The organism is Bradyrhizobium valentinum, assembly GCF_001440405.1.
In the GTDB taxonomy this organism is placed as follows: Bacteria; Pseudomonadota; Alphaproteobacteria; order Rhizobiales; family Xanthobacteraceae; genus Bradyrhizobium; species Bradyrhizobium valentinum.
The window spans coordinates 22405-46477 of sequence record NZ_LLXX01000059.1 but is presented as its reverse complement, the minus strand read 5'-3'; the positions used below and the strand labels follow the sequence as shown (position 1 = coordinate 46477).

24 protein-coding genes are annotated in these 24073 nt (G+C 62.4%); 18 read left to right on the top strand and 6 right to left on the bottom strand.

The features are described 5' to 3' along the window. A partial coding sequence (locus CP49_RS10025) for a potassium/proton antiporter (RefSeq protein ID WP_057850097.1) occupies positions 1-1206 on the bottom strand: 1206 nt, incomplete at its 3' end. 229 nt (positions 1207-1435) lie between these two features. On the opposite strand from CP49_RS10025, the gene CP49_RS10020 reads away from it, so the two are divergent. The 5 genes from CP49_RS10020 (at position 1436) to radC (ending at position 6638) form a co-directional block, all read left to right on the top strand. Beyond that, positions 1436-2752: a mechanosensitive ion channel family protein gene (locus tag CP49_RS10020; protein ID WP_057850096.1), complete on the top strand. Its 1317-nt coding sequence runs from the start codon at positions 1436-1438 to the stop codon at positions 2750-2752. 115 nt (positions 2753-2867) lie between these two features. Continuing rightward, complete coding sequence (gene map, locus CP49_RS10015; protein WP_057850095.1) at positions 2868-3692, top strand: type I methionyl aminopeptidase; 825 nt, start codon at positions 2868-2870, stop codon at positions 3690-3692. A 95-nt stretch (positions 3693-3787) separates the two neighbouring features. Further along, positions 3788-4687: an SMP-30/gluconolactonase/LRE family protein gene (locus CP49_RS10010; RefSeq protein WP_057850094.1), complete on the top strand. Its 900-nt coding sequence runs from the start codon at positions 3788-3790 to the stop codon at positions 4685-4687. 162 nt (positions 4688-4849) lie between these two features. Then, positions 4850-5809 carry an MBL fold metallo-hydrolase gene (locus CP49_RS10005; RefSeq protein WP_057850093.1) on the top strand — a complete coding sequence of 320 codons (960 nt, stop codon included), beginning with the start codon at positions 4850-4852 and terminating at the stop codon, positions 5807-5809. Positions 5810-5921: 112 nt separating this feature from the next. Further along, on the top strand, positions 5922-6638 hold the full coding sequence (radC, locus tag CP49_RS10000) for a RadC family protein (protein WP_057850092.1): 717 nt from the start codon (positions 5922-5924) through the stop codon (positions 6636-6638). Positions 6639-6698: 60 nt separating this feature from the next. On the opposite strand, the gene CP49_RS09995 is transcribed toward radC, so the two are convergent. Beyond that, complete coding sequence (locus tag CP49_RS09995; protein WP_057850091.1) at positions 6699-7295, bottom strand: TetR/AcrR family transcriptional regulator; 597 nt, start codon at positions 7293-7295, stop codon at positions 6699-6701. 138 nt (positions 7296-7433) lie between these two features. Here CP49_RS09995 and CP49_RS09990 point away from each other — a divergent pair, with 138 nt between their 5' ends. The 6 genes from CP49_RS09990 (at position 7434) to CP49_RS09965 (ending at position 12619) form a co-directional block, all read left to right on the top strand. Beyond that, positions 7434-8147 (top strand): hypothetical protein, encoded by a 714-nt coding sequence (locus CP49_RS09990; RefSeq protein ID WP_156438232.1) that lies wholly within the window; start codon positions 7434-7436, stop codon positions 8145-8147. Between the two features lie 18 nt (positions 8148-8165). Next, positions 8166-8870: a class I SAM-dependent methyltransferase gene (locus CP49_RS09985; RefSeq protein WP_057850089.1), complete on the top strand. Its 705-nt coding sequence runs from the start codon at positions 8166-8168 to the stop codon at positions 8868-8870. 348 nt (positions 8871-9218) lie between these two features. Beyond that, entirely contained in the window at positions 9219-9794 is a 576-nt protein-coding gene (locus CP49_RS09980) for an HdeD family acid-resistance protein (protein ID WP_057850088.1), read from the top strand. A 58-nt stretch (positions 9795-9852) separates the two neighbouring features. Beyond that, positions 9853-10083 (top strand): LapA family protein, encoded by a 231-nt coding sequence (locus tag CP49_RS09975; RefSeq protein WP_057850106.1) that lies wholly within the window; start codon positions 9853-9855, stop codon positions 10081-10083. Between the two features lie 38 nt (positions 10084-10121). Beyond that, on the top strand, positions 10122-11150 hold the full coding sequence (locus CP49_RS09970; protein ID WP_057850087.1) for a patatin-like phospholipase family protein: 1029 nt from the start codon (positions 10122-10124) through the stop codon (positions 11148-11150). A gap of 14 nt (positions 11151-11164) precedes the next feature. Then, positions 11165-12619, top strand: coding sequence for a GntP family permease (locus CP49_RS09965; RefSeq protein WP_057850105.1), 1455 nt, complete (start codon positions 11165-11167; stop codon positions 12617-12619). 36 nt (positions 12620-12655) lie between these two features. Here CP49_RS09965 and CP49_RS09960 read toward each other — a convergent pair whose 3' ends face one another. Then, complete coding sequence (locus CP49_RS09960) at positions 12656-13324, bottom strand: DUF1326 domain-containing protein (protein WP_057850104.1); 669 nt, start codon at positions 13322-13324, stop codon at positions 12656-12658. A gap of 51 nt (positions 13325-13375) precedes the next feature. Then, a complete protein-coding gene (locus CP49_RS09955) occupies positions 13376-14257 on the bottom strand; it encodes an MBL fold metallo-hydrolase (RefSeq protein WP_197423064.1) in 882 nt (293 codons plus the stop codon). A gap of 335 nt (positions 14258-14592) precedes the next feature. Between CP49_RS09955 and CP49_RS09950 the strand changes: the two genes are divergently transcribed. Then, entirely contained in the window at positions 14593-15603 is a 1011-nt protein-coding gene (locus CP49_RS09950; protein WP_057850085.1) for an AraC-like ligand-binding domain-containing protein, read from the top strand. 314 nt (positions 15604-15917) lie between these two features. Continuing rightward, entirely contained in the window at positions 15918-16124 is a 207-nt protein-coding gene (locus CP49_RS09945) for a hypothetical protein (protein WP_057850084.1), read from the top strand. A gap of 420 nt (positions 16125-16544) precedes the next feature. On the opposite strand, the gene CP49_RS09940 is transcribed toward CP49_RS09945, so the two are convergent. Both CP49_RS09940 and CP49_RS09935 read right to left on the bottom strand, forming a co-directional pair. Further along, positions 16545-17567 (bottom strand): alpha/beta hydrolase, encoded by a 1023-nt coding sequence (locus tag CP49_RS09940; protein ID WP_245310633.1) that lies wholly within the window; start codon positions 17565-17567, stop codon positions 16545-16547. Between the two features lie 539 nt (positions 17568-18106). Next, positions 18107-19087 (bottom strand): alpha/beta fold hydrolase, encoded by a 981-nt coding sequence (locus CP49_RS09935; RefSeq protein WP_156438231.1) that lies wholly within the window; start codon positions 19085-19087, stop codon positions 18107-18109. A 364-nt stretch (positions 19088-19451) separates the two neighbouring features. Here CP49_RS09935 and CP49_RS09930 point away from each other — a divergent pair, with 364 nt between their 5' ends. From CP49_RS09930 to CP49_RS09910, 5 genes are all read left to right on the top strand, one after another. Continuing rightward, positions 19452-19916 (top strand): cupin domain-containing protein, encoded by a 465-nt coding sequence (locus CP49_RS09930; protein ID WP_057850082.1) that lies wholly within the window; start codon positions 19452-19454, stop codon positions 19914-19916. Positions 19917-20372: 456 nt separating this feature from the next. Continuing rightward, positions 20373-21542: a saccharopine dehydrogenase family protein gene (locus CP49_RS09925; RefSeq protein ID WP_057850081.1), complete on the top strand. Its 1170-nt coding sequence runs from the start codon at positions 20373-20375 to the stop codon at positions 21540-21542. Positions 21543-21681: 139 nt separating this feature from the next. Next, positions 21682-21870 (top strand): hypothetical protein, encoded by a 189-nt coding sequence (locus CP49_RS09920; protein ID WP_057850080.1) that lies wholly within the window; start codon positions 21682-21684, stop codon positions 21868-21870. Between the two features lie 329 nt (positions 21871-22199). Next, on the top strand, positions 22200-23117 hold the full coding sequence (locus CP49_RS09915; RefSeq protein ID WP_156438228.1) for an aldo/keto reductase: 918 nt from the start codon (positions 22200-22202) through the stop codon (positions 23115-23117). A gap of 65 nt (positions 23118-23182) precedes the next feature. Then, positions 23183-23800: a DUF6064 family protein gene (locus tag CP49_RS09910; RefSeq protein ID WP_245310632.1), complete on the top strand. Its 618-nt coding sequence runs from the start codon at positions 23183-23185 to the stop codon at positions 23798-23800. Positions 23801-24073: the final 273 nt, after the last annotated feature.

Sequence of the window (24073 nt, the reverse complement as noted above, 5' to 3'; positions counted from 1 at the left end):
CGGACCGCGGTCGGCGCGCGGCAGCGCCACGTGCAGCCAGCGCGCCGCCGGCGCCAGCGTCCAGCCCTGCAGCAGCAGCGAAATCACGACCACGACAAAGGCGACGTCGAAATAGAGATAGGCTTTCGACAGCCCGACCAGCATCGGGATCGACGCGAGAAAGATCGCGACCGCCCCGCGCAGTCCGGTCCAGGCGATGAAGACCTTTTCCCGCCAGTTGAACCGGAACGGCGCCAGGCACAGCAGCACCGCGAGCGGCCGCGCCGCCAGCATCAGCACCAGCGCCACGATCATAGCGGGACCCACGCTGTCCAGAAGGCGCTGCGGCGAGGCCAGAAGGCCCAGCAGAACGAACATCACGATCTGCGCCAGCCAGGTCGCGGCATCGAGAAACGTCACCACCGAGTTATGCGCGCGCGTCGGCCGGTTGCCGATGATGATGCCGGCGAGATAGACCGCGAGAAATCCAGAGGCGTGCGAGATCTGCGCCACGCCGAAGATCACCAGGGCGGCGGTCGCGACAAAGGGCGCATGCAAGCCTTGCGGCAGCGCCATGCGATTAAGCGCCACCACCACCAGACGGCCACCGATCACGCCGAGGATGGCGCCGAGCAAGCCTTCGCGCGCGAGTTCCATGACAACATGCGCAGGCGAGCTTTCACCGCGTGAAATGAATTCGACCAGCATCAGGGTGAGAAAGATCGCGAACGGATCGTTGGTACCGGATTCGACTTCCAGGGTTGCTCCGACACGGGGGCGCAGGCGCAGGCCCTGCGTGTGAACGAGCAGGAACACCGCCGCGGCATCGGTCGATGCCACAACGGCGCCGACCAGCAGCGCTTCGGTCCAGTTCAGATCGAGCGCATATTTAGCGGCCGGCGCTGATATCAGCGCAGTGAGCAGCACGCCGATCGTCGCCAGCACCATCGATGGCGCAAGCACCGTCCGAATGCTTTGAAACTTGGTTCGCAGGCCGCCGTCGAACAGGATCAGCGCCAGCGCCACCGATCCCACCAGATAGGTGGTGCGGACGTCATCGAAGCTGAGCTGGCCCGGCCCGGCATCGCCCGCCAGCATGCCTATCAGGAGGAAGACCAGCAGCAACGGCGCCCCGAAGCGCAGTGCAAGCAGGCTCGACAGAATGCCCGCCATGACCAGAATGGCGCCCAGAAAGATGGCTATGCTGACCTGGTCGAGAGAAGCCATGAATCTCCGAAATAACCTTCGCAATCGTCGCAAATACTTGCAATTGCATCCTTATCGTTGCCACAGTTGATCGCCAACCCATTTCTGCGATAGCGGCAATGTGCCCGAGTTTAAGGGCTTAAACTGACTTGGCCGGCCCATGTATCGATGGCCCGCCCGCCCTGTTTGTGGAAATCTGCCCACCGTTCGAATCAAATTTGTCTGCGCTGCGTCTGACGAGATTTTGCCGATGGACATGTTCCCGAAAGAGATCATTGAGTTTTTGCAATCGACCGCGCGATCGGTCGGTGCAGAGATCACCTCGCCATGGTTCTATCTGCAGTTTGGGCTGATCCTGGCCGCCGCCGGCATCGCCTATGCGGCGGATACGGCAATCCGCGCGCGGGTCGACATGATGTCGCTGGCCATGCGCTGGCCGTTGCCGCTCCGGCATTTCGTCCGCGTGCTGGTCGGTAGCGCGTCGACCGCAGTGTTCGCGGTCATGGTGATCGCGGAGCGCGTCACGATGTACCACCTGACGTGGCCAAGCCGCAGCTACCTCCTGATGGTCGCCGCCAAGCTGGCGCTGGCGTGGCTCGTGATCCGGCTCGTGACCTCGGTGATCCGCAATGCCTTCATCGTCAGGCTTGTGTCGATAACGGCATGGTTTGTCGCGGCGCTGAGCATCCTCGGTCAGCTCGAACCGGCAGCAGAAACGCTAGACTCGTTTGCGATTGAGATCGGTGGCTTGCGGCTAACGCCGTTGCTTCTGATCAAGGCTGGCGCACTGTTGATCGCAGCGCTGTGGCTGACCAACATCGCCAGCAACTTCATCGAAAGCAGGATTACCCGCGCCAGCGACCTGACGCCGTCGATCCAGGTACTGCTGGTCAAGATTATCCGCATCGGACTGATGGTGGTGGCGATCGCGATCGCGCTTGGCGCTGTCGGCATCAATCTTTCGGCGCTTGCAGTCTTTACCGGCGCGGCCGGCGTCGGCATCGGTCTGGGCCTGCAGAAGATCGTCGCCAACTTCATCTCGGGTATCATCCTGCTGGCGGACAAATCGGTGAAGCCCGGCGATCTCGTCACCATCGGCGACAGTTCGGGCCGGATCAGCGCGATGAAGACGCGCTACATCTCGGTTGCCGCCGGCGACGGCCGCGAGTTCCTGATCCCGAACGAGGATCTGGTGACGCAGAAGGTCGTCAACTGGACCTATACCGACAAGAACACGCTGGTGAAGGTGCTGTTCAGCACCAATTACGACGCCGATCCGCGGGCGGTGTGCAAGCTGGCCATCGACATTGCCGGCGCCGTGCCGCGCGCGATCAAGAGCAAGCCCCCGAACTGCATCCTGACCGAATTCGCCGAGGCCGGGATGAAGTTCTCCTTGACCTTCTGGTTGCCCGATCCGGACGGCCTGGACAACGTCAAGAGCGAGGTGATGCTGGAGTTGTGGGATGCGTTCAAGCGCGAGGGGATCCGTGTTCCCTATCCGGTGCGCGAAATCCGCATCCGTGGCGGTGCGCTGCCGGTCGAGCCCGTGGTGGAAGTTTCCGGGTAGATGCAAGTCTTTTTAGAGTCTCCGGCACCTCAAGCTCGGCTTGCCGCAGACCGCTCCGATCACTAGATTAAACCATTAAATCAACCATTCCTGTTCCCCGAAGCATGACCCGCCCATGAGCTATATCGAAGCGTCAGACACCTCCTTGCGAAAAACCGGCCAGATCAAGCTGCATGGCGCGAGCGGGTTCGCCGGCATGCGCAAGGCGGGCGCGCTGGTCGCCAAATGCCTCGACGAGCTCACCGACATCGTCAAGGCGGGCGTCCCGACATCACGGATCGACGAATTCGTCCGCGACTTCGCCTTCAGCCATGGCGCCTATCCGGCGACGCTGATGTACCGCGGCTACCGCTATTCGACCTGCACCTCGATCAATCACGTGGTCTGCCACGGCATGCCGGGCGAGCGCGCGATGAAGGAAGGCGACATCGTCAATATCGACGTCACCTTCATCGTCGACGGCTGGTACGGCGATTCCAGCCGCATGTATGCGATCGGCCCGATCGCCCGCAAGGCCGAGCGGCTGATCGAGGTCACCTATGAGGCGATGATGCGCGGTATCGCCGCCGTGAAGCCCGGCGCCACCACCGGCGACATCGGCCACGCCATCCAGAGTTTTGTCGAACCGCAGGGCATGAGCGTGGTGCGCGATTTCTGCGGCCACGGCCTCGGCCGCATGTTCCATGACGAGCCGAACATCATCCATATCGGCCGGCCCGGCGAGGGCGTGATGCTGAAGCCCGGCATGTTCTTCACCATCGAGCCGATGATCAATCTCGGCAAGCCGCATGTGAAGATCCTGTCCGACGGGTGGACCGCGGTAACCCGCGACCGTTCGCTTTCGGCGCAGTTCGAGCATTCGGTCGGCGTCACCGCGACCGGCGTCGAGATCTTCACGCTGTCGCAGCGCAACGGCGAGAAACCGCTGGTTACGGCGTAGTTGGGTCGGTGCCTGACTCTCCCGCGCAGGGAGCTGATGTTGGCGACGGCGGAACGCGGCCCTCTGGCGGAACTCGTTGCGGCCTGCCTCATCGCATGTGCCGTCCTTCTCGTGCGTCCGAGCAACGCGGCCGAAGATCTCCTGTTCGCCAGCAAGAGACGCCAGAGGGCGAGTACACTCCCGGCATCGAAGGTCCCGCCGTCGACGCATCAGGCAACCTTTACGTCGTCAATTTTCAACGTAGCGGCACGATCGGCAAGCTGGCGCCCGGCGCCTTGCAATCCGAGCTCTTCACGTCGCTTCCTGCTGATAGCATCGGCAATGGCATCCGCGTCGATCGGCAGGGGCGGATGTACATCGCCGATTTCAAGAAGCACAATGTTTGGGTCATCGCGCCCGGCGAAACCGCGCCGCGCATCTACTTTCACTCCGACCAGTTCAATCAGCCGAACGACCTCGCGATCGCGGCGGACGGCACGCTCTATGCCAGCGACCCGCGATTTGCATCGCCCTCGGGCGGTCAGATCTGGCGCATTACGCGCGGCGCCGACGACAAGGGTCGGGGTGAAGTGATGTCCAGCACAAGACGCCTCGGCGTGACCAACGGGATCGATCTGAGCCCGGACGGCGCGACGCTTTACGTCAGCGAGTCGAATTCTCGGCAGGTTTGGGCCTATCGCCTCGACGGCAGCAAATTGCTCAACCCGCGTCTGGTCAGGGGTTTTGCGGATTTCGAGGTCGACGGCCTGCGCACCGACGCCAGCGGCCGGATTTATCTCGCGCGGCTTTCGGCCGGCACGATCGCCATTATCGCGCCCGACGGGTCGCTCGAGCGCGAGGTGCCCCTGCGCGGAAAGCAGCCGACCAATCTTACGTTTGGCGGCCCCGACGGCAGAACCGTGTTCGTGACCCAGAAGGAGGGCCGTTTCATCGAGGCCTTCCGTGTGGACCGCCCCGGCCGCGAACCTTGTTTGCAAATGCCTCGCATGTGCTGAAAGCCCTGCCTCGCCAAGCCGCGCCGCATTTGCGGCAGCCCACCTGTCATTGAGTCGCAATGCCACCGGAATATCCTGGGTTGTGTGGGGTAGCACGTAGCGTGGGGCCCTTCGGAACAGAAGTCTCTGGCGGGCAAGGGATCAACCAAGGGAGCATGGGCAATGTTCGAAATTTCACGTCGCGATCTGGTTCTCGGGAGCACCGGGGCAGCGCTCGTTTTCGGCCTCAAGGGACCGGTTTCATTCATCGGGGCGGCGCAGGCGCAGCGGGCCGCGGACAGCCTCAAATACAAGGTCGGCGAGATCGAGGTCTTCAGCCTGCATGAAGGAGCCATCGAGCGTGTCCTCAATGAGGGCTTCGTCAAGAACGCCTCGCTCGACGACGTCAAGAAGGCGCTGACGGCCGGCGGGATCGGCCCCGACAAGTTCGACAATCCCTTTACGGTGACCGCGATCCGGACCGGCGGCAAGGTCGTGCTGTTCGACACCGGCTTCGGCAGCAACGGGCCGCCGACTGTGGGCAAGCTCGCCGACAACATGAAGGCGGCCGGCCTCGACCCGGCTAGCGTCTCCACGGTGGTGATCTCGCATTTCCATCCCGATCACATCTCCGGCCTGTGGGTGAAGGAGACCAACGCGCAAGTATTTCCGAATGCGGAAATCCTGATGCCCGAGGTGGAGTACAAGTTCTGGACCGATCCGGCGCTGGTAGAGAAGATGCCGGAATCCTTCCGCCCCCACGTCAAACGGATTCAGGCGACCTTCCCGACCTGGAAGAACATCAAACAGTACAATGACGGCGCCGAGCTCGCGCCTGGCGTGAAGGCCATCGCCACGCCCGGCCACACCATCGGACACATGTCGTTCCTGGTGGCATCGGGCGGCCAGCAATTGTTCATCCAGAGCGACGTCACGGGTATACACCAGTTGTTCGTCAAGAATCCCGGCTGGTTCTCGATGTTCGATTCGGACGGACCGAAAGCGGAAGCCACGCGGCGCGCGTTCTTCGATCGCGTCATCGCCGAAAAGGGCATGATCGCCGGCTATCACTTCGGCTTCCCGAATGTCGGCACGCTGTCAAAGGACGGCAACGGCTATGCGTTCGCGGCCGTGAAAGCGTGATCGCGGCAAGTTTTGAACGACCCGAGGGCGCCGTGCTCTGCACGGCGCCTTTTCCTCAGGTACCCGCAATTCCGGGTTGCAAAAGCTGGGCAGCACGGCATGTTTACGGCCGATGCCAGCCAAGACCAGCAATCCCCCGGATCAACCCGCCGATACGCCGCACTATCACGGCCACCGCGAACGCTTGCGCGAGCGCTTCTATGCGGCCGGTCCGGAGGCGCTGAGCGACTACGAATTATTGGAGATGGCGCTTTTCCCGGCCCTACCCCGCCGCGACACCAAGCCGTTGGCGAAAGCGCTCTTGAAAAGATTCGGCTCGTTCGCCGAAGTCATTCACGCGCCGGTGGCGCGGCTGCGCGAGGTCGACGGCATCGGCGAGGCTTCGGTCAACCAGATCAAACTGCTGGCGGCCGCCGCGAACCGCGTCGCGAAAGGCGAGATAAAGCGCAAGATTGCGCTGTCGTCCTGGAATGACGTGATCGATTATTGCCGCAGCGGCATGGCGTTCGCCGACAAGGAACAGTTTCGCCTGCTGTTCCTCGACAAGCGCAACCAGTTGATATCAGACGAGGTGCAGCAGACCGGCACCATCGACCACACCCCGGTCTATCCGCGCGAGGTGATCAAGCGCGCGCTCGAACTATCGGCGACTGCGCTGATCCTGGTGCACAACCACCCCTCCGGCGATCCCACGCCCTCGCAGGCCGATATCCACATGACCAAGGCGATCGTCGAGATCGCAAAGCCGCTCGGAATCGCCGTGCACGACCACATCATCGTCGGCAAGAACGGGCACGCGAGCTTCAGGAGTCTTGGGCTGCTGTCTTAGCGGGGCGGACCACCGCATTGGAAGAGCCAGCCACCACATGGCGCTACCACGTGGCGAAGCTCACCCAACACGTGACCTGGTTCGGATCGATGCCCCTGCTCCATTGAGCGCCAAACGGCGGAACATCGCGTCGGCCTGAGACGGCGTCAGTCCGGGCCTTCGCTCAAGCCACCACGTCAGCACAGTCAAGAGGGTGCCGACGACAAATTGCACCACCAGTTCGCGCGAGACGGCGCCGTCGTCCCGCGCAGCCGGCAGCTCCTTACGCACGAACTCCGAGAGAACCTTGCGAAGTTCGCTGATCGCCACGACGCCTCCGCGCCCGCCGACCATCGCAAGGTAGACGTCCGCGTAGCCGGCAGCATGCTCGAACATGGCGCGGCTGAACCCCAGAGGCTCGTCTTGCGCTCCATCAGTCCCGGCGCGGGCAGCGCGCTGTGCATCTGTGAGCTCGCGGCGCAGAATCTGAAAGCCATTCCGCAGCAAGTCTTCCTTGCCGGTGTAGTGACCATAGAAGGTAGAGCGGCCGACATCGGCCTCGTCGATGATGTCTTGAATCGTGGTGGCTTCGTAGCCCTTGCGCAAAATCAAGGACATGAGCGCGCTGTGCAGCGCCTTGCGGGTGCGTAGCGCGCGGCGATCGATCACCTCGGCCATCTATCAGAGCCATAAATTCCCGGACAATTTCTCGAAATTGTCCGATAGCGAACATCGCTCGTCGTTCGTCCGTGGACCATACCGAACATGGTGTTCATCATCATACACCCTGTACTGATGCGCGCAAAGGAGGACACCATGCTCGATATCATCGCTGCCATATTCGTTGCGGCGCTGTACACAACCCTCGTCGGTACGCTGGTCGGGCTGTCGCCGCTATCGGCCGCGGCAAAGCTCGCCCTGTTCGCGGCGGCGGCGGCATGGCTCGGGTTTGTAGTCGCGATTGCCGCGCTCGGCTGGCTGGCGCCGGGAGCTTTTGGCCCGATGCCGGGCACTCTACTGCCGTTCGCCACGATCCTCGCGCTCCTCTTCGGAGGCTGGTCTCTTGTCCCCGAATTCCGCAGTGCCGTTCTCGCCGTGCCGCTGCCGGCCTTGGTTGGGGTGCATGCGGGGCGACTGGGCGGCGTTGTCTTTCTACTTTTCCATGCGGACGGCCGCTTGTCTGCACCGTTCGCGCCAGTCGCCGGGATCGGCGACATCCTTACAGCGGCATTCGCGATCGCGCTGGCGTCAGCGCTGGCACTCAGCCTTGGCGTACCCCGGATTTTGCTCGCCACCTGGAACGCGTTCGGCGCTCTCGACCTTGTCGTCGCGGTTTCGCTCGGGTTGCTCTCAATGCCTGGCACACCGTTCCGTATCTTCACCGAAGAACCCGGCACGTTGGTCATGAGCACGGTACCAGGAGTCCTCGTGCCGGGGATGGTCGTTCCGATCTTTCTCTTCGTGCATTTTGCAATTGCGGCAAAGCTGCGAACGGCCGCCGCGAAGCCCGGCCGCCTGGCGGTTGCGTAATCGAGAACGGAACAAGCCATGGGTGATCAACCGTTGGGAAACGCGGATATCACCGAAGCCAGCGGCAAAGCCGCCGGCGCCGAGGCAAGCCGTGGCATCGGATTTCCGCGCATCTATGATCTGCTGATGTGGATCCTGACGCGAGGGCGGGAGCAGCAGTACCGGGAGGAGCTGCTTGACCTTGCGGGCGTCGCCCCGGGTCACTGCGTGCTGGACATCGGATGCGGAACGGGCACACAGGCGATAGCAACTTACCGGCGAGCGCAGCCGGGCGGGTCGGTCGTCGGTATCGACGTCTCCGAGAACATGCTCACTACCGCACGCCGCAAGGTCCACCGCGCCGGCGTTGACATCGCGTTTCATCACGCGGATGCGGCTCGGTTGCCGTTCGACGACGGCCGCTTCAATCTCGTTACGATCACGACCGTGATGCACATGATACCGCCGAGCCGGCGCCGGCTTTGTCTCAGTGAAGCGTCCAGGGTTCTCAGATGCGGCGGCCGGTTGCTGCTGATCGACTACGCCGGCAATCTCGAAACACGGAGTCACTGGAGCGCGAAACACGGCCGGCATGGGCGCTTCGATCTATACAGTTTGAGCGAGCCGCTGTCAGACGAGGGATTGGATGAACTCGACGGCGGACCGCTGCGATGGCTCAGCCTCCACTTCTTGCGCGCAACAAAGAGACGAACGTTTGCAGAGCCGCTGTCTGATTCGCCGTGACCGAGGTTGCCTTGGGCAGAGGGAAAATGCCGCCGCCGGATCATCATGAATGATCGTCAGCTACGGCCCCCTGCCCGCGTCCCCTCTCGCGGGTGCGCGAGCCTGAAGGGGATGCGGCTGATCTAGCATACTGCTACCGCTCAACAAATCGCCCATCCCAGCGAGCCGATCCGCATCGCGCCGCGGCAAGACCTCGCACGATGGAAATCACGACCGACGATGTTGAAACCAGGTGATCGCAACGCGCAGTTGCGCTAATATCCACGCGTCGAACATTCCGCGCCGCGCACTGTCGCATCGACGGACCGACAAATAACGTCGGATAGGTTTTCGCATCGGAGGACCGTCATGACCAGCACTTCAGACACCCAAAGAGGCCCTGAGGCCGGCTCGGATACGGCGCCGCTGCGCGCCAAGTGGGGCTGGATCGTCGCGCTCGGCGTCGTCTACCTCATCGCCGGGTTTATCGCGCTTGGCAGCGTCGCGATGGCCACCTTCGTGAGCGTCCTCGTGGTCGGCGTGATGATGATCATCGCCGGCGTCGCAGAGGTGTTTGGCGCCTTCCAGATCAAGAGTTGGGGCAAATTCCTGCTCTGGGCCCTGCTCGGCGTGCTCTACATCATCGCCGGCTTCGTTACGTTCCAGAATCCGCTGCTAGCCGCAGTGCTACTGACCCTCGTTCTCGGCGCATCGCTGCTCGTCTCGGGCATCATGCGGATCGTGCTGGCCTTCAGCATGAAACGGGAAGCGCCCTGGATCTGGGTGGCGCTATCAGGCGTGATCACGCTACTGCTCGGCGTACTGATCCTGCTGCGCTGGCCGGTTTCGAGTCTCTATATCCTCGGCCTGTTCCTCGCCATCGATCTCATCATGGCCGGCGCCGGCTGGATCGGACTCGGCTTCGGCCTGCGCCGCGCTCGCTGAAGTGCGACTGGCGGACTACGCGCGGCGCAGTCCCTTGATCGACGAAAAGGAGGCGCCCATGCGCTGGATATACCTCGCCGTCATCATTCTGTTCGTCGCTGCGACCGTCATCTTCGCGCTGCAGAACTTCGAGGTCGTCACCATGTCCTTCCTCGGCTTGAATGCCCGCGTGCCGCTCGCTGTGCTGGTCGCCGTCGCCTACCTGCTTGGCGCGGCGACGGGCGGCAGCCTGTTCGCACTACTGCGCCGGTCTTACGAAGGATCGAGAGGAAGTATCGGAGCGTCCTGAGTTGAGTGTCGTTTCATCTCCGATCAACGAGGGTGACGATGGACGAAACAGCGCGCGAACCTGTCCTGGTGGACCTCGCTTTGCAGGGCGGAGGCTCCCACGGCGCTTTCACCTGGGGCGTGCTGGACCGGCTGATCGAGGAGTCCTGGCTGCGGATCGAGGCGATCTCCGGCACGTCGGCGGGCGCAATGAATGCAGCCCTGGTGGCCGACGGATGGACGCAAGGCGGTGCCGATGGCGCGCGGGCGGCGCTCGCGGCCTTTTGGCGAAGCGTGTCGCACGCCGCCGCGTTCAGCCCGCTGCAGCGCTCGCCGCTCGACCGACTGATGGGCCGCTGGACGCTCGACACGTCACCCGCCTATGTCGCCATGGACCTGATGGCCCGTGTGCTTTCGCCTTATGATCTCAATCCGCTCGGCCTCAACCCGCTGCGTGCCATCCTCGCCAAAAGCATCGATTTCGACCGACTGGCGCGGGCATCAATCAGGCTGTTCGTCACCGCGACCAATGTGCGAACCGGCCGCGGCCGCATCTTCCGCAACGCGGAGATCACGGCTGACGTCCTGCTTGCCTCGGCTTGTCTACCAACCATGTTCCAGGCGATCGAGGTCGACGGCGAACCCTATTGGGATGGCGGCTATGCCGGCAATCCGACCCTCACGCCGCTGGTGCGCGAAAGCGACGCTCACGACACCATCCTGGTGCAGATCAATCCGCGCGAACGACCGAAACCGCCGCGCACGGCGAACGAAATTCTCAACCGCCTCAACGAAATCTCCTTCAACTCGCCGCTCATGAAGGAATTGCGCATGATCGCGCTGCTGCGCCAGGTGGCGGACCCCGGCCACGGCGAGGGCGCGCGCTGGGCCGGAATGCGCACGCACCGGATCATGACCGACAAACTGACGGAGTTCGGTGCATCATCGAAACTCAATGCTGAATGGGAGTTCGTGTCGCTGCTTAGGGAAGAGGGACGCAAGAGCGCCGACGCATTCCTCAAGGCGCATGCTGACGACCTCGGCCAGCGCTCCACCGCGGATATCGATGCACTGCTTGCGGAGTGCTGAGGGCGATGACTCTGCTGGGACTTCTCGGCATCCTGATCGGGCTCGGCCTGCTGATCTTGTTCGCCTATCGGGGCTGGAGCGTGCTGCTGCTCGCGCCGCTCGCCGCGCTGGTCGCCGCGTTGTTTTCCCGCGAGCCGCTGCTGGCCCACTGGACCCAGACCTTCATGGTCAGCGCGGCAGGCTTTCTGGCCCAGTTCTTTCCGCTGTTTCTGCTCGGCGCCCTGTTCGGCAAACTGATGGAAGACAGCGGCTCGGTCGCCGCGATCGCGGCCTTCATGACACAGCGGCTGGGCACGCGGCGGGCTGTGCTCGCGGTGGTGCTCGCCGGAGCGCTGGTCACATATGGCGGCGTCAGCCTGTTTGTCGCCTTCTTCGTGCTCGCACCGATGGCGCACGAGCTGTTTCGCAACGCCGGCATCCCGCGGCGGCTGATGCCGGCGGCGATCGTGCTCGGCACCTCCACCTTCACAATGTCGGCGCTGCCCGGCACGCCATCGATCCAGAACGCCATCCCGATGCCGTTCTTCGGCACCACGCCGTTCGCCGCGCCCGGCCTTGGCATTCTGGCATCGTTGATCATGCTCGGCTTCGGCTTGTGGTGGCTCAACCGCGAAGAGGCCAGTTCAAGAAAAAACGGCGAAGGCTTCGGCGACGGCGTGCCGATGCCTTCCGCCCGTCTTGCCACCGACGAAAAGCTGCGCGAACGCGCCACCACCGCACGGGAGTTCGATCCGGCGGAGATCTTACACGGTGCAGTAACCGACGCGCCGCCGTCGGTTGCACTCGCCGGGCTGCCGCTCATTGTGGTGATTCTCGTCAATCTCGCGATGTCGCTGCTCATCCTGCCGGCGCTGGACACCCGCTTTCTCGCCGATGCTCGCTGGGGCGAAACGTCGCTCGCAGCCGTCGGCGGCGTATGGGCTGTCATCACAGCCCTCGCCTGTGCGATCGTGACGGTCCTCGCCGTCAGCCATCGGCGATTGCCGGCCCTGCGCGCAACCATGGACGCCGGCGCCAACGCCGCCGTACTGCCGGCTGTGAGCGTTGCGAGCCTGGTCGGCTTCGGCGCCGTGGTGGCGGCGATGCCCGCCTTCGACGTCGTGCGCGACACCGTTCTCGGCATCGGCGGCGGACCACTGGTCTCGCTCGCGGTGGCGACCAACGTGCTCGCCGCGCTCACGGGCTCGGCATCGGGCGGGCTGACGATTGCGCTCGACGCACTCGGGGGGACGTATATGGCGCGCGCGGCGGAGATCGGACTCGATCCCGCGCTGCTGCATCGCGTGGCGGTGATCAGTTCGGGTACGCTCGACAGCCTGCCGCATAACGGCGCGGTCGTCACGCTGCTCGCTGTCTGCGGATCGACGCACCGGGAGAGCTATCGCGACATCGTCATGGTCGGCATCGTCGGCGCACTCGTCGCCCTCGCTGCCGTCATCGCGCTCGGCTCGGTGGCGGGATCGTTCTGAGCCATCGGCACCGACGTCATTCACGGGAACGCGGGGTCATGTGCCAAGCCATGCCGTGAGCCGCGATCTTTGCCTGACCAAGCCATCCTGATTGAAGTGGTGAACACAAAAGTGCGCCCATGAATCTTCGAACGCCATTTCCATGTCACCTGTGACCGAGGTGGTACCCAACCCGACTTCTGCGTAGGTAAACTCGAAACTGCCACTAGGACGCGCCAGCGCAATGTGGAATGGCTGCCCAGTGAACTCGTCGATCTTCGGCCTGCCGGCGCTCCGCATGACGCCTTGTATCTCTACCCTTGCCGTTCTGAGTTCCAAGTTGGCATCGAGATTAATCGCCAGGAACAACGTCTCGTAAAATTCGGAGCAAGTGGACGCGAATACGGCGAAAAGATTGCTCAACGGTTTGCATGCCTCGCCCGAGATGATCGCTTCAAGCGCGATCCGTTGAGCTTCATCTGCACGCTCGTCGATGACGATCTGGCGCCGGCCGTTTCCGTCCTTGATTTCGCCAGGCCACTTGTACAGCGCCGCCCACTTCAAGCCTGAGAGCGGCGTATCGTTGAAGTGGCCTTCGACGACGGTGCCGACAAAGGCCGACTGGCAGTAGCCATGGGTGCTCGGCAAGTTGAACTGGCAACCGCAATTCATGGCGCAATTGCAGTTATCGTAAGTCTCGCTCTTGAATAGCCATTGATCAGCCATCTCACTGCGCCTCCCGAAAGCGACCACGCTCAATTCGGCTTTGCGCGAACTTCAAGTCGGAACGAAGCGATAGGCGCCATCCTTGCGCTCTACGAAGCCGGTGCCAGGGAACGGCAGGTGAGCGCCGATCAGCCGGCGCTTGTCAACGACGAGTCGATCAAGCAGGCGTAGGCGGGTCGAGATGCCCCGATCGGGTTCATGGTCGACTGGCACCGGCCACGACGGATGCTGGAATGAGATCACAGCGTGCGTAAGCGCGTCCGCAACGACGACGAGACCATCTCCACCTGCGATTTCGACCGAGATGTGGCCCTGCGTATGCCCTGGCGTATCGATGACCCGCACGCCACTGACAATCTCATCGCCATCCCGTACCGTCCTTATCTTGTCCTTGACGCGCGAGAAATGGTTCTTGGCGCCATTGGTGATGCGATCGCTGGTTGCCAAGACTGCCGGCAACCTTCGCATCACATCCGGGTCAGCCCAAAGGTTCCATTCGACGGCCGAAACGAAATAGCTCGCATTCGGATAGATCGGTTTGTCATTCGCGTCGAGGATGCCCCAGAGGTGGTCGGGATGACCGTGGGTCAGGACGATCTTGGTCACGGCCGCCGGTGGAATGCCGGCAGCTTCGAGGTTCTCCGCAAGCTTTCCCGCCGTGGGCTGGTGGCGCGGGCCGGTGCCCGTGTCGACCAGGACCACATCGGACTGGCTACGGATTACCGCGACAGTGTTCACGAGCTGGAGCCGTTCGCCGGTTTGTCCGGCGGCGTTCAGGGCGGCTTCGCGTTCGGCAGGCGGAGAGGCCGGCGTCACGAGGAAGCCCGCTGGAAGGAAGAAATGGCCGTCGCTTACGACCAGAGTCTCGAGGCTGCCTGATTTGTGGACCGGTACCGTATGGACGGCTGCCCTTGTCGGTCGCAGCGAAGACACGCATGCAGCTGCGGCCAGAGCCGCTGCAGCCGATTCACGCAGAAATTGGCGACGAGCTATTCTGTGAACATGCCCTGCAGTCACGACTGCTTCCTCCTTGATTGGCCCCCATCGATAGGCATCGCTCCGTTGGGCGCGAAGCTTAACTGGCGCATTTGGGTGCTGGATATCCGGGTGCCGCGAGGCTCTATCCGGAAAGCGCGTAAAACGTGGAAATCGCCTTCCGGGAACCAACGATCATTATCCAGAAACTGCAAGAATGATCGGAACATTTCCCGGCCCCGATGCCCATGCCCCCGGTATGCGTGGTATGCTCGATCAACACGGAGGCGAGCATGCAGCCTGGCACAGCGCCGCTTCTGGAGCAGATGCCCATCTTCCGCAGCCGCAATGTGGAAGAGACCGGTGCGTTCCTGCGCGCGAAAGGCTACCGCTTCGACATCGCAGGGCGGCAGGCCCGCCAGCTCGATGCGCGCCTCAACGGCGTTTATACGCCGGGCTTCTACATGGGCTACGTGCAATACGGCGGCGCATCGGTTGTCCTGTCTCCGAGCCCCGCCCGCACGGACACCTGGATCCACCTGCCGCTTCGCGGGCAACTTGAAGCCACCATTGGCCGTGACAACGTCGTTTGCAATCCGAACCTTGCCACGATCATCTCGCCGACGCGCGAGAGATGTCGGCTGGTATCGGAGGCCGATAGCAGCCGCATCCAACTGTATTTGACGAAATCCAGCCTTACAGGTCAGCTTGCCGCCCTGCTCGGCGAGGCACCAACCGCTCCCCTCGACTTTGCGCCCACCGTCGACCTCGCCGCCGGGTACGGCCGCAGTCTGGCACGCTACGTGATGATGGCCGTCGCGGACCTGGAACAGACGGGATCGGTGCTCTGGAGCCCGGCGACGATGAGCCAGTTCGAGCAGTTCATTATTACCGCACTGCTGCTGTCGCATCCGCACAATTACAGCAACGCGCTGCGACGCCTCGAGAGGCCGATTGCGCCGCGTGACGTAAGGCGCGCGGTCGACTACATCGAAGCCCACCTCGATCAGGCGGTCACAGTGGCCGACCTCGTTTCGGCGACTGGGGTTGCGGGCCGAACACTCTTTATGCACTTCAGGGATTTCAAGGGCGTCTCGCCGATGCGCTACCTGCGGAACGCCCGCTTGAGGCAAGCTCGCCAGGCCTTGCTGCGGGCTGATCCGGAAGCGAATGTCACCGAGATTGCCATGAGCACGGGGTTCACCCACATGGGCCGGTTCTCGATCACGTACCGCACGTATTTTGGGGAAAGTCCTTCGGAGACGCTGAGAGGTCAAGCGCAGCAGCTTCGGAAGCAACCGTAGTTTGGGAAGCTCCAGGCCGGCAATCGCGTTTGCTGCGTTCAGTCGATCCACCAAGGCAACCGACTGGCTTCGTGCTGAGGTCTACTTCTGGCACTTTTCGGACCCACCCGACCTCGTCGATGATGTCCGGTCATTGTATAGAGAGGACATGATCTGGGGCACTCCGCCCTCCGGCAGCCCCGCCAGACGCATTCCCTGATAGGATCGCCCGCGGCTATGTCGAAGATGTAAGGCTGACTGTGAAGTACTTTACATCACTGTGTTCTTGGCCGGGCTAAGATGGCGAAGGCTTCTTACTTTGAAGGAGGCATCCGATGCTCGCGGCAATCAAATGGAACTCCCGATATAACGCTCGCGAATGGGTGATGATGGCTGGGGCGCTCGTCGTCCAACTCAGCGCACTGAATGCAAAACGGCAGAAGGGTGAGAGCAAACCAAGGCGGCCGCTCTGGAAACACTTCGACGATACCCATCATTGGGACTCAACCGCAGAGGAATGGGTCCCCAACCTTGATCGGTGATCGTGGAACGCATTATGCGTCCCGCAGGCCGAATTCCGAGACTTCAAGATTCCTCTCACTGGCGGGCCTGTCGAGCGGTGCGGTCGCGTACAAGTAGCTGGATCGGGATGTGAGTTCCTGCCGGCCGCTTGATAATGGTCAAGCAATTGCTTTGGGCCGTTTGCCGACCGCTTCGGTAAACCATCTGGATGGCCGACCCTGGCACCTTTACGCGGTCATGGGGGGTTGATGTCCGTTGGCGGCGCTAAAGGGGACGTGCTGGGCGCCGTCGGGATCGACGCGAATGACCCAAACCGGACTCTCGGCGCTTCTCAGCGCAACTTCTTAAAGGGCGCATTGCCAAGTAGCCGGCACCCAATGACGCGCACGACCGTCGTGATCGAAATGGCGGCACTGCTCCGCGAAGAGGGCGAAGAGCTTTCAGTTTGTCAGACGCGCCCTATCGAGGAAGAGTTGCACCTCATGGAAAAGTTGGATCCGATTCTTCTCCAGCATAAGCAAATGGGTCCCCTCGCCAAGCATGACAAGCCGCTTGTCTGGGCCGCTCGGTAGTTTGCGGAAAACGGCTTGCGCGCCCTCCGGAGGGGCGAGCCCATCCCACTCCGCGACGATCACCAGCGTAGGGACCTTGATCTGCGCCGGATCATAATATGGCTTGCCTGCCTGCCAGTAATTCCTGTTGTCCTGAAATACGCCGGCCGGGCTCCGGAGCACCGGAGGGGTCTGTTTGGAGCCGACGGGATCGGAGGCGATGGCGGCCGCCGCCCACGCCTCGAACTCCGGTATCAAGTCGCGCTTTCGATCATCAGGTGCGCCGGCTTGCAGGCGCTCCCGCGTGGGCGGGGCAGCAACGTAGGCGCCCAACGGAGGGGGCGCAGTTTGCGCGGGCGGCGGGGCTTGCAGCCATACAGGCGCATAGAGCACGAGGTTGTCGACCTTGTCGTTGTGGTCGGCCGTGTAAGCACCGGCGATGACTGCCCCCCATGACCAGCCGACGAGACTGAGCTTGGAGACGCCTCGCCGCTGCATGATGAAAGCGATGGCGGAGCCGACATCCCTCACCGCGACATCGGTCGTGACGATGGGAGGATTACTGGCGGCCGGCTGATCCATTTCCGGCGGCCGCGTCGATCGACCGTAGCCGCGCACATCCACCAGATACACATCCCAGCCGCGCTGGGCGATGTGTTCCATCCAGGATAGTCCTTCGAGCGGAAAATCGAATGTCGCCTCGCCCGGCGAGGTCGCACCATGGACAAACAGCAGCGTTTTTTGTGCTGTAAATTGCGTCATGCCCTCCGGGCGCTTGTTTCTCACGTACAGCTTTATCCCAGGATCGACAGCGTCAATCATGAGGTGCTCGGTCAAGAGTTTCGGAGTCTGATCGGCCGCTCTGCCGGATGAGAACGCTGCGAACGTGGTCAAAGCCGCGGCCGTCAGCAACGTGACGATTTGTGCTCTGTAAGACATCGCTCTAGCCTCCAATGACGGAGAAGTTTGGCGGTCGATGTTCGTCCGCGAAGCCGCGGCCCCTATGGCCGCAAGTGCAGGCGATTTACCTTCACTCTGCCGCGCGATCACGCGCAGACCGTCGAGTCATGTCGGAACCGATTAACCCTCCGTCAGGTTTGGGTGCGTTACAAGGCAGTATGTCTGCCCAAATCTCGCGATGGCATTCCTCGACCGGCAGCAAACAGCGCTAAGTCGGCTCTTGCCACGAAGCCGCCAATACTAGCTGTCCGCTATCCGGTCGCTAACGGGCGTAAATCGGACTTCGTGCGGGCAGCCCAATTCGGTAGCGATTGACCCGGAACGGACTTCGCTTCGATGCATCGTTGAGGAGTGCGGTCGATCACATCGTCGGCATACGCCGACACACCCTACGAGCGTTCAACGCTCGTGAACGGCAAGAGGAAGCGATGGACGCAGCGCACGACTTGTCAATATTGACTTCGTGCGCTTCGCCGCATCGGTGTACGAGATCAGAGTCCTGGATGCTTCGATAGGAAGTCGAGAACGGCAGCGCTGAAGGCTGCCGGATCACGAACCGGCCCGTCATGGTTGACATTCGGAAGAACGACCAACTGGGCACCCGGCACGCACTTGCCTATCGCCTCAGCGATCAGCGTATAGAAGGCTTGCGTCTTCTCCCCGCGCATGACCAGCGTCGGCCGGGCGAAACTTTTCAGCATGTCACAGGTGATAACCGGCGGTGGCGGAGCTGCAAACACCAGCGGCAGGGTCCTCGCATTGTCCAGCACGCGAGTCTGCCGGTCCTGCGGGAAGCGGTCGAACTCGCCGGGCGGGAGTTGGAACACAGCCTCCTGTAGTAGCTTGGCAGCCTGAACAGCGTCACCTGCCTTGGCCGCTGCGATAACCGGGGCAAGCATTTTGGCGCGGTCCTCGCGCGCCGCTTTCCCTTCCGCGCTGTCAGTCGGCAGCATCGAAGCGACACTCGCCTCATACAGAATGAGGCTGCGGACCAATGAGGGATTCTTCACTGCTGCAGTCGTGATAACCTGGCCGCCGTAGGACCAGCCGACGAGATGAACAGGCCCCGCATTGAGCGTCGCGATGAACTTGGCAAGGTCGTCCGCTAGGGTCGCAACGCTCAAGTTTTTCCCATCGTCGGGCCACGGCCCTGTCCCGAAATATCGCTGGGTGTAGGCGATGAATCGATACTTCTTGGCGATGCTCTCCCTGACCGGCTCCCAAGAGCGAAGGTCGGAGGGTACCCCATGAACGAAGACCACGGGTTCCCCAGAGCCTTGCTCTACATATGGCAGCCGCACGCCATTGATCTCGACCTCCTTGGCCAATGGGGCAGACGTTGCGCTGGACGGGATTACAAGGCTCAGCAGCAAAGAGGCAAGGACCGATAAGCGGACCATGGCTTCCTCCCAGTTTTGCTGGCTTCTTTCCCCGGCTGTTCGTCTTGATTCTTTTTCGTCGGGGATGCGCAACCGTCACCCCGAATCTCGCCCGTATTATGGCCGCGGCGTCGCGTCGAACGGTGCCTGAAGGTCCGTTGTTGGCATTTGAGACATGCCGACGCACGGTAACGATGTCTGTTTATAGGGATAGAGCGGAAGTCGTCGGTATGCGGCCAAACCGACGCGAAATGACCCTGACCCGACATCGCTTTGTTGAGAGTCCACGCGGGCAAGTCATTGGGTCCCTTTCGTGGCTCGGCGGCGTCGAGTAGACTATCTCAAACTGCCCTGAAGCGGGACGTGCCGAAATCCTTCCTGGGGGATTGGGCAGCAATCGTGCCGTCGGCAAGCAATAGCACTCTGAAAAATGGAGCAACCATGTAAGGAGAACCTCATGAAAAAGCTTCTGACCTTGGCAGCCTTAATCGCACTGGCGGGTTCGGCACTGGCGCAAGATGCCGTGACCATGGTCAAACCAGATGCGCTGACATGGAAGGACAGTCCGAACATTCCGAAGGGCGGCCAAATCGCGGTCCTGGTAGGCGATCCAACGAAAGCTGGCAGCGTGGTGGTCCAGCGCGTCAAGCTTCCGCCCAATTATAAAGTTCCGCCACACACCCATCCCTATGCCGAGACCGTCACCGTGATCAGCGGTAGCGTCGGCTTTGGCATGGGCGAACAGTTTGACTCTACGAAAGGCGAGGTGATGAAGGCGGGTGCCTTGCAGGCGCTGCCGGCGAAGCACGCTCACTATGTTTGGACGGGAAACGAGGAGGGGATCCTCCAAGTTCAGTTCATCGGCCCAGGTGGCATCGACTACATCAACCCGGCTGATGATCCCCGCAAGAAGACACAGTGAAGCATACCAACTCTAATCTGCAAACCGGTGGTATCCATCACTATCGTGTCTGGAAGCGAGCCTCCTTGGCACCATGAGACCACCCCTAGACCGGCCCCGCTGCGGCCGAAGCCGAGCGGGGCCTTCATATTGAGCGAGAGTCTTGCCGCTGTGTTTGCCTAAGCGGTATGTCGGGTCCTGGCACAAAGCAGACACCGTAACCGCCAAAGCTGATGTCCGTTCTTGAGGGTAAAGCAGACCAGTCCCCTCTCGGGTCCGATGTCCTTTTTTGAGCCCAGCCGGACGTTGCGCGCCCCAAGGCAGGAACTGTGGTATCCTCCGTCAAACGCGATGGGACGGTTCAACGAAGCGGCGGCCCCTCAAATGGCACTTGCTGCTCGTGCTGAGTGTTCCCGTGTCCTGCGATTGCACGCGGTCTGAAGATAGCTCTTCCGGATCTCGAGGAGGACCAACGCCGTGAAGCGGGACTTCGACATCATCGTCTATGGCGCGACGGGTTACACCGGCCGTCTGATCGCCGAATATCTGGCGACATCCTATCGCGGCGATGATGCTCCGTCCTGGGCGATCGCTGGACGCTCGACCGCCAAGCTCCAGAAGGTGCGTGCCGACATCGGCGCATCAGGCGATTTGCCTTTGGTGAAGGCGGATGCCGCCGAGCCGGCCAGCCTGCGTTCGATGTGCGAACGTGCGGCCGTGATTATCACGACGGTCGGACCCTATCAGCTCCACGGTCCCGAGCTTGTGGCGGCCTGCGCGGCGACGGGCACTGGCTATGTCGATCTGTGCGGCGAACCGGCTTGGATGCGGCGCATGATCGACGCCCATCACGAAGAGGCGAAACGGACCGGCGCGCGCATCGTCTTCTCCTGCGGCTTCGATTCAATCCCGTTCGATCTCGGCGTGCTCACGTTGCAGGAGAAGGCGCGCGAGAAATTCGGACGCCCCGCGCGGCGGGTCAAGGCCCGGCTGCGCAAGGTGAAAGGCGGCATGTCTGGCGGCACCGCGGCGAGCGCTCAGGCGACATTGGCCGCTGCCGCACGCGACCCCGCCCTGATCCGGCTGCTGAGCGATCCCTTCGCGCTGACCCCGGGATTCACCGGGCCATCTCAGCCGTCGGGCCTTGTCCCCGAATACGACCCGAGCCTGAATGTATGGCTCGTGCCTTTCCCAATGGCGCCGATCAACACCAAGAACGTGCACCGCACGAATCTCCTGTTGGGTCATCCCTACGGCGCGGACTTCGTTTACGACGAGATGATGGTCGCCCCGGGTTTTGGGGAAATCGCCGGCGTGGCGACGGAGGCGCTCACCACGATGGTTTCCTTGTTCCGGACTGGCGGTCTCAAACCCGGCGGAGGTCCTTCTCGGGAAGAGCGCGAGAAGGGCTTCTACGACATCCTCTTCCGGGGCGAGTTGCCGGATGGCGGACGGGTCGAGGCGGTAGTCACGGGCGACCGCGATCCGGGCTACGGCTCGACGAGCAAGATGATCGCCGAGAGCGCTCTCTGCCTCGTGCGCGACGTGCAGGGCGAGGGTGGCGCCTGGACGCCGGGCGCGCTGATGGGTCCGGCGTTGCGCAAGCGCTTGGAGCAGCGCGCCGGCCTCACCTTCAGTGCGCATTGAGGTAACGCTCAGAAATGCTGCGGCGTGCTGGATTACGTGAGTTGAACGAAACCGCGGCTTCGAGCGCGAACCTCAAATCCGGTTCAATGGCCGCTTGCGCCACACATGATTGTCGCGAAGTCCAGCAAAGGAGCCGACCATGACCCAGCGCATCCCTGAGAACTATTCCGCGGCCGATTGGAGACTCGTCACCATCATGGGCGCGCTGCCGCCGCGTGTCCCCAACGATGACGATGATGATGATGACGAGGACGAGGATGAAGACAACGACACCGAACCGGACGACGAGCAGCCGCCGATCGTCAGAGAACCCGACGAAGACGAATAAGCGCGAGGGCTCGCAACAGCTCGCCAGCCCTGGCCGCGGTGCGGCTCGATGATCGGTTGCGTTGAGGTCGGATGCCATTCGATCAACCACATCGACGCCAGCTTATCGCCAGCGCCCGGTCAATATCATCGTCGGCAGGAACGGTCACGCAAGTTTGAGAGGACCGAATTCCACCTGGCGATATCGGCGGTCCATCGTAGATTGAGCTCGGGACGCGACTACATATCTGATCCAATGCCTTAATCTGCAGTTTTGTATTGCAGAGCTGGCGGCGGCGTTTCTGCGCCTTTTGCGCGGAAGTTTCCTTCGCCGCAATGATGGAGCATCGGATGCGGACCACACGCCGAACGTTCCTGCAAGCCTCCATGGCAACAGCCGCAGCCGCGCTCTTGCCGAGCGCGCTGCATGCCCAGCAAGGGCAACCCGCCCGCCGTGCTATACCCTCGACCCGTGAGGAGATACCGATCGTCGGACTGGGGACCTGGATCACCTTCAACGTCGGTAATGATCCGGCGCTGAGGGATGAATGCGCTCGAGTCATGGCCGCCTTCTTCGAGGCGGGCGGCCGCATGATCGACTCCTCCCCCATGTATGGCTCGTCGCAACCGGTGATAGGCTACGGCCTTCAAAAGCTCGGGCGCCCCTCCGCGCTATTCTCGGCCGAAAAGGTCTGGACGTCCTCAGGCGCGGCAGGCCCGCCCCAGATCGAGCAATCGCGTCGCTTCTGGGGCGTGCCGAAGTTCGACCTGGTTCAGGTTCACAATCTCCTCGCCTGGAAGCCGCATCTGCAGACGCTGTTCCAGATGAAGGCGGCCGGTGCCATCCGTTACGTTGGAATCACCACGTCCGAAGGCCGCCGGCACGATCTCGTCGAACAGATCATGCGGAACGAGCCTATCGATTTCGTGCAGCTCTCCTACAACGTCGTCGACCGCGAGGCGGAGGCGCGGCTGTTGCCGCTGGCGTCGGAGCGCGGCATCGCCGTGATCGTCAATCGGCCATTCCGGCAGGGTGCGCTGACCCAGCGGCTCCAGGGTAAGTCGCTGCCCGAGTGGGCAGCCGAACTCGGCGCCTCAAGCTGGGCGCAGCTCATGCTGAAGTTCATCCTCTCCCACCCGGCCGTTACCGTTGCCATTCCGGCGACCAGCCGCGTCGACCACGTCCGTGAAAACATCTCGGCCACCGCTGGTCCCATGCCGGACCCCGCTATGCGCGAGCGCATCTCGGCCCACGTGAAAGCTCTTTGATGTCGGAGTGGTGGACCTATCGGGCAGAGGATTTCCTGCTGTTTTCGCCGCGCGTCTACTGGCGCATGTTCGAATCGCACAATGCGGCGCTCTGGCCGCTGCACGTCCTAGCGCTCGCCACCGGGGTCATCATCATCCTGCTCATCGCGTGGCGGCCAGGAACCTGGGCACGCTGGATCGCACTCGTCCTCGCGATCCTTTGGATCTTCGTCGGGTGGTCCTTCCTGTGGCAGCGCTACGCGACCATCAACTGGGCTGCCGCCTATGTCGCGCCGGCTTTCGCCGTTGAAGGCATGTTGCTCATCGTCGCGTCCTCGCTCAATAGTCTTGCCTTCGACCGGCGCGGGCCTGCCGGCTGGATCGGATATCTCGTCCTTGGCTTCGCGATTGCCGGACAGCCTCTGCTTGCGCCGCTGCAGGGACGCGGCTGGGCCTCATCTGAAGTCTTTGGTATCGCGCCGGATCCGACGGCGATCGCGACGCTCGGCGTTCTGCTCCTCGCCCGCGGCAGGCTTTTGCCAGTGCTGCTGCCAATCCCCGTTCTCTGGTGCCTCCTGAGCGGCATAACCCTCAGGACGATGGGAGAGCCACAAGCCTGGGCCCCTTATGCCGCCCTGGCGCTCGCCGCTGCAGGCTGGATCTGGACGATCATCCGTCAGCGCGGATCGTCTCTGCCCGCGTAAATGCGGGCAGCCGGATACGCACCGACACCCCTCCTCAACAAGCCGCGCCGCGAACGCCCAATTGATCGCCTGTCGTGCCATCGCTGCGCACGTTGGCGGCTACTGGGGAATCTGAAGAAGCTCCGCGCCCGCGGACAAAAGGTCATCGGCAGCTTGCTCGGCTCGTGTTCCGGCCTTGCCATGACATCACGGTTCGACTTATGTCGAATCATTCTTGTCACGAAATCGGTTATCGCTTCGCCAGCTCTCGAGATCGAGCGCGTGCTGGATGTT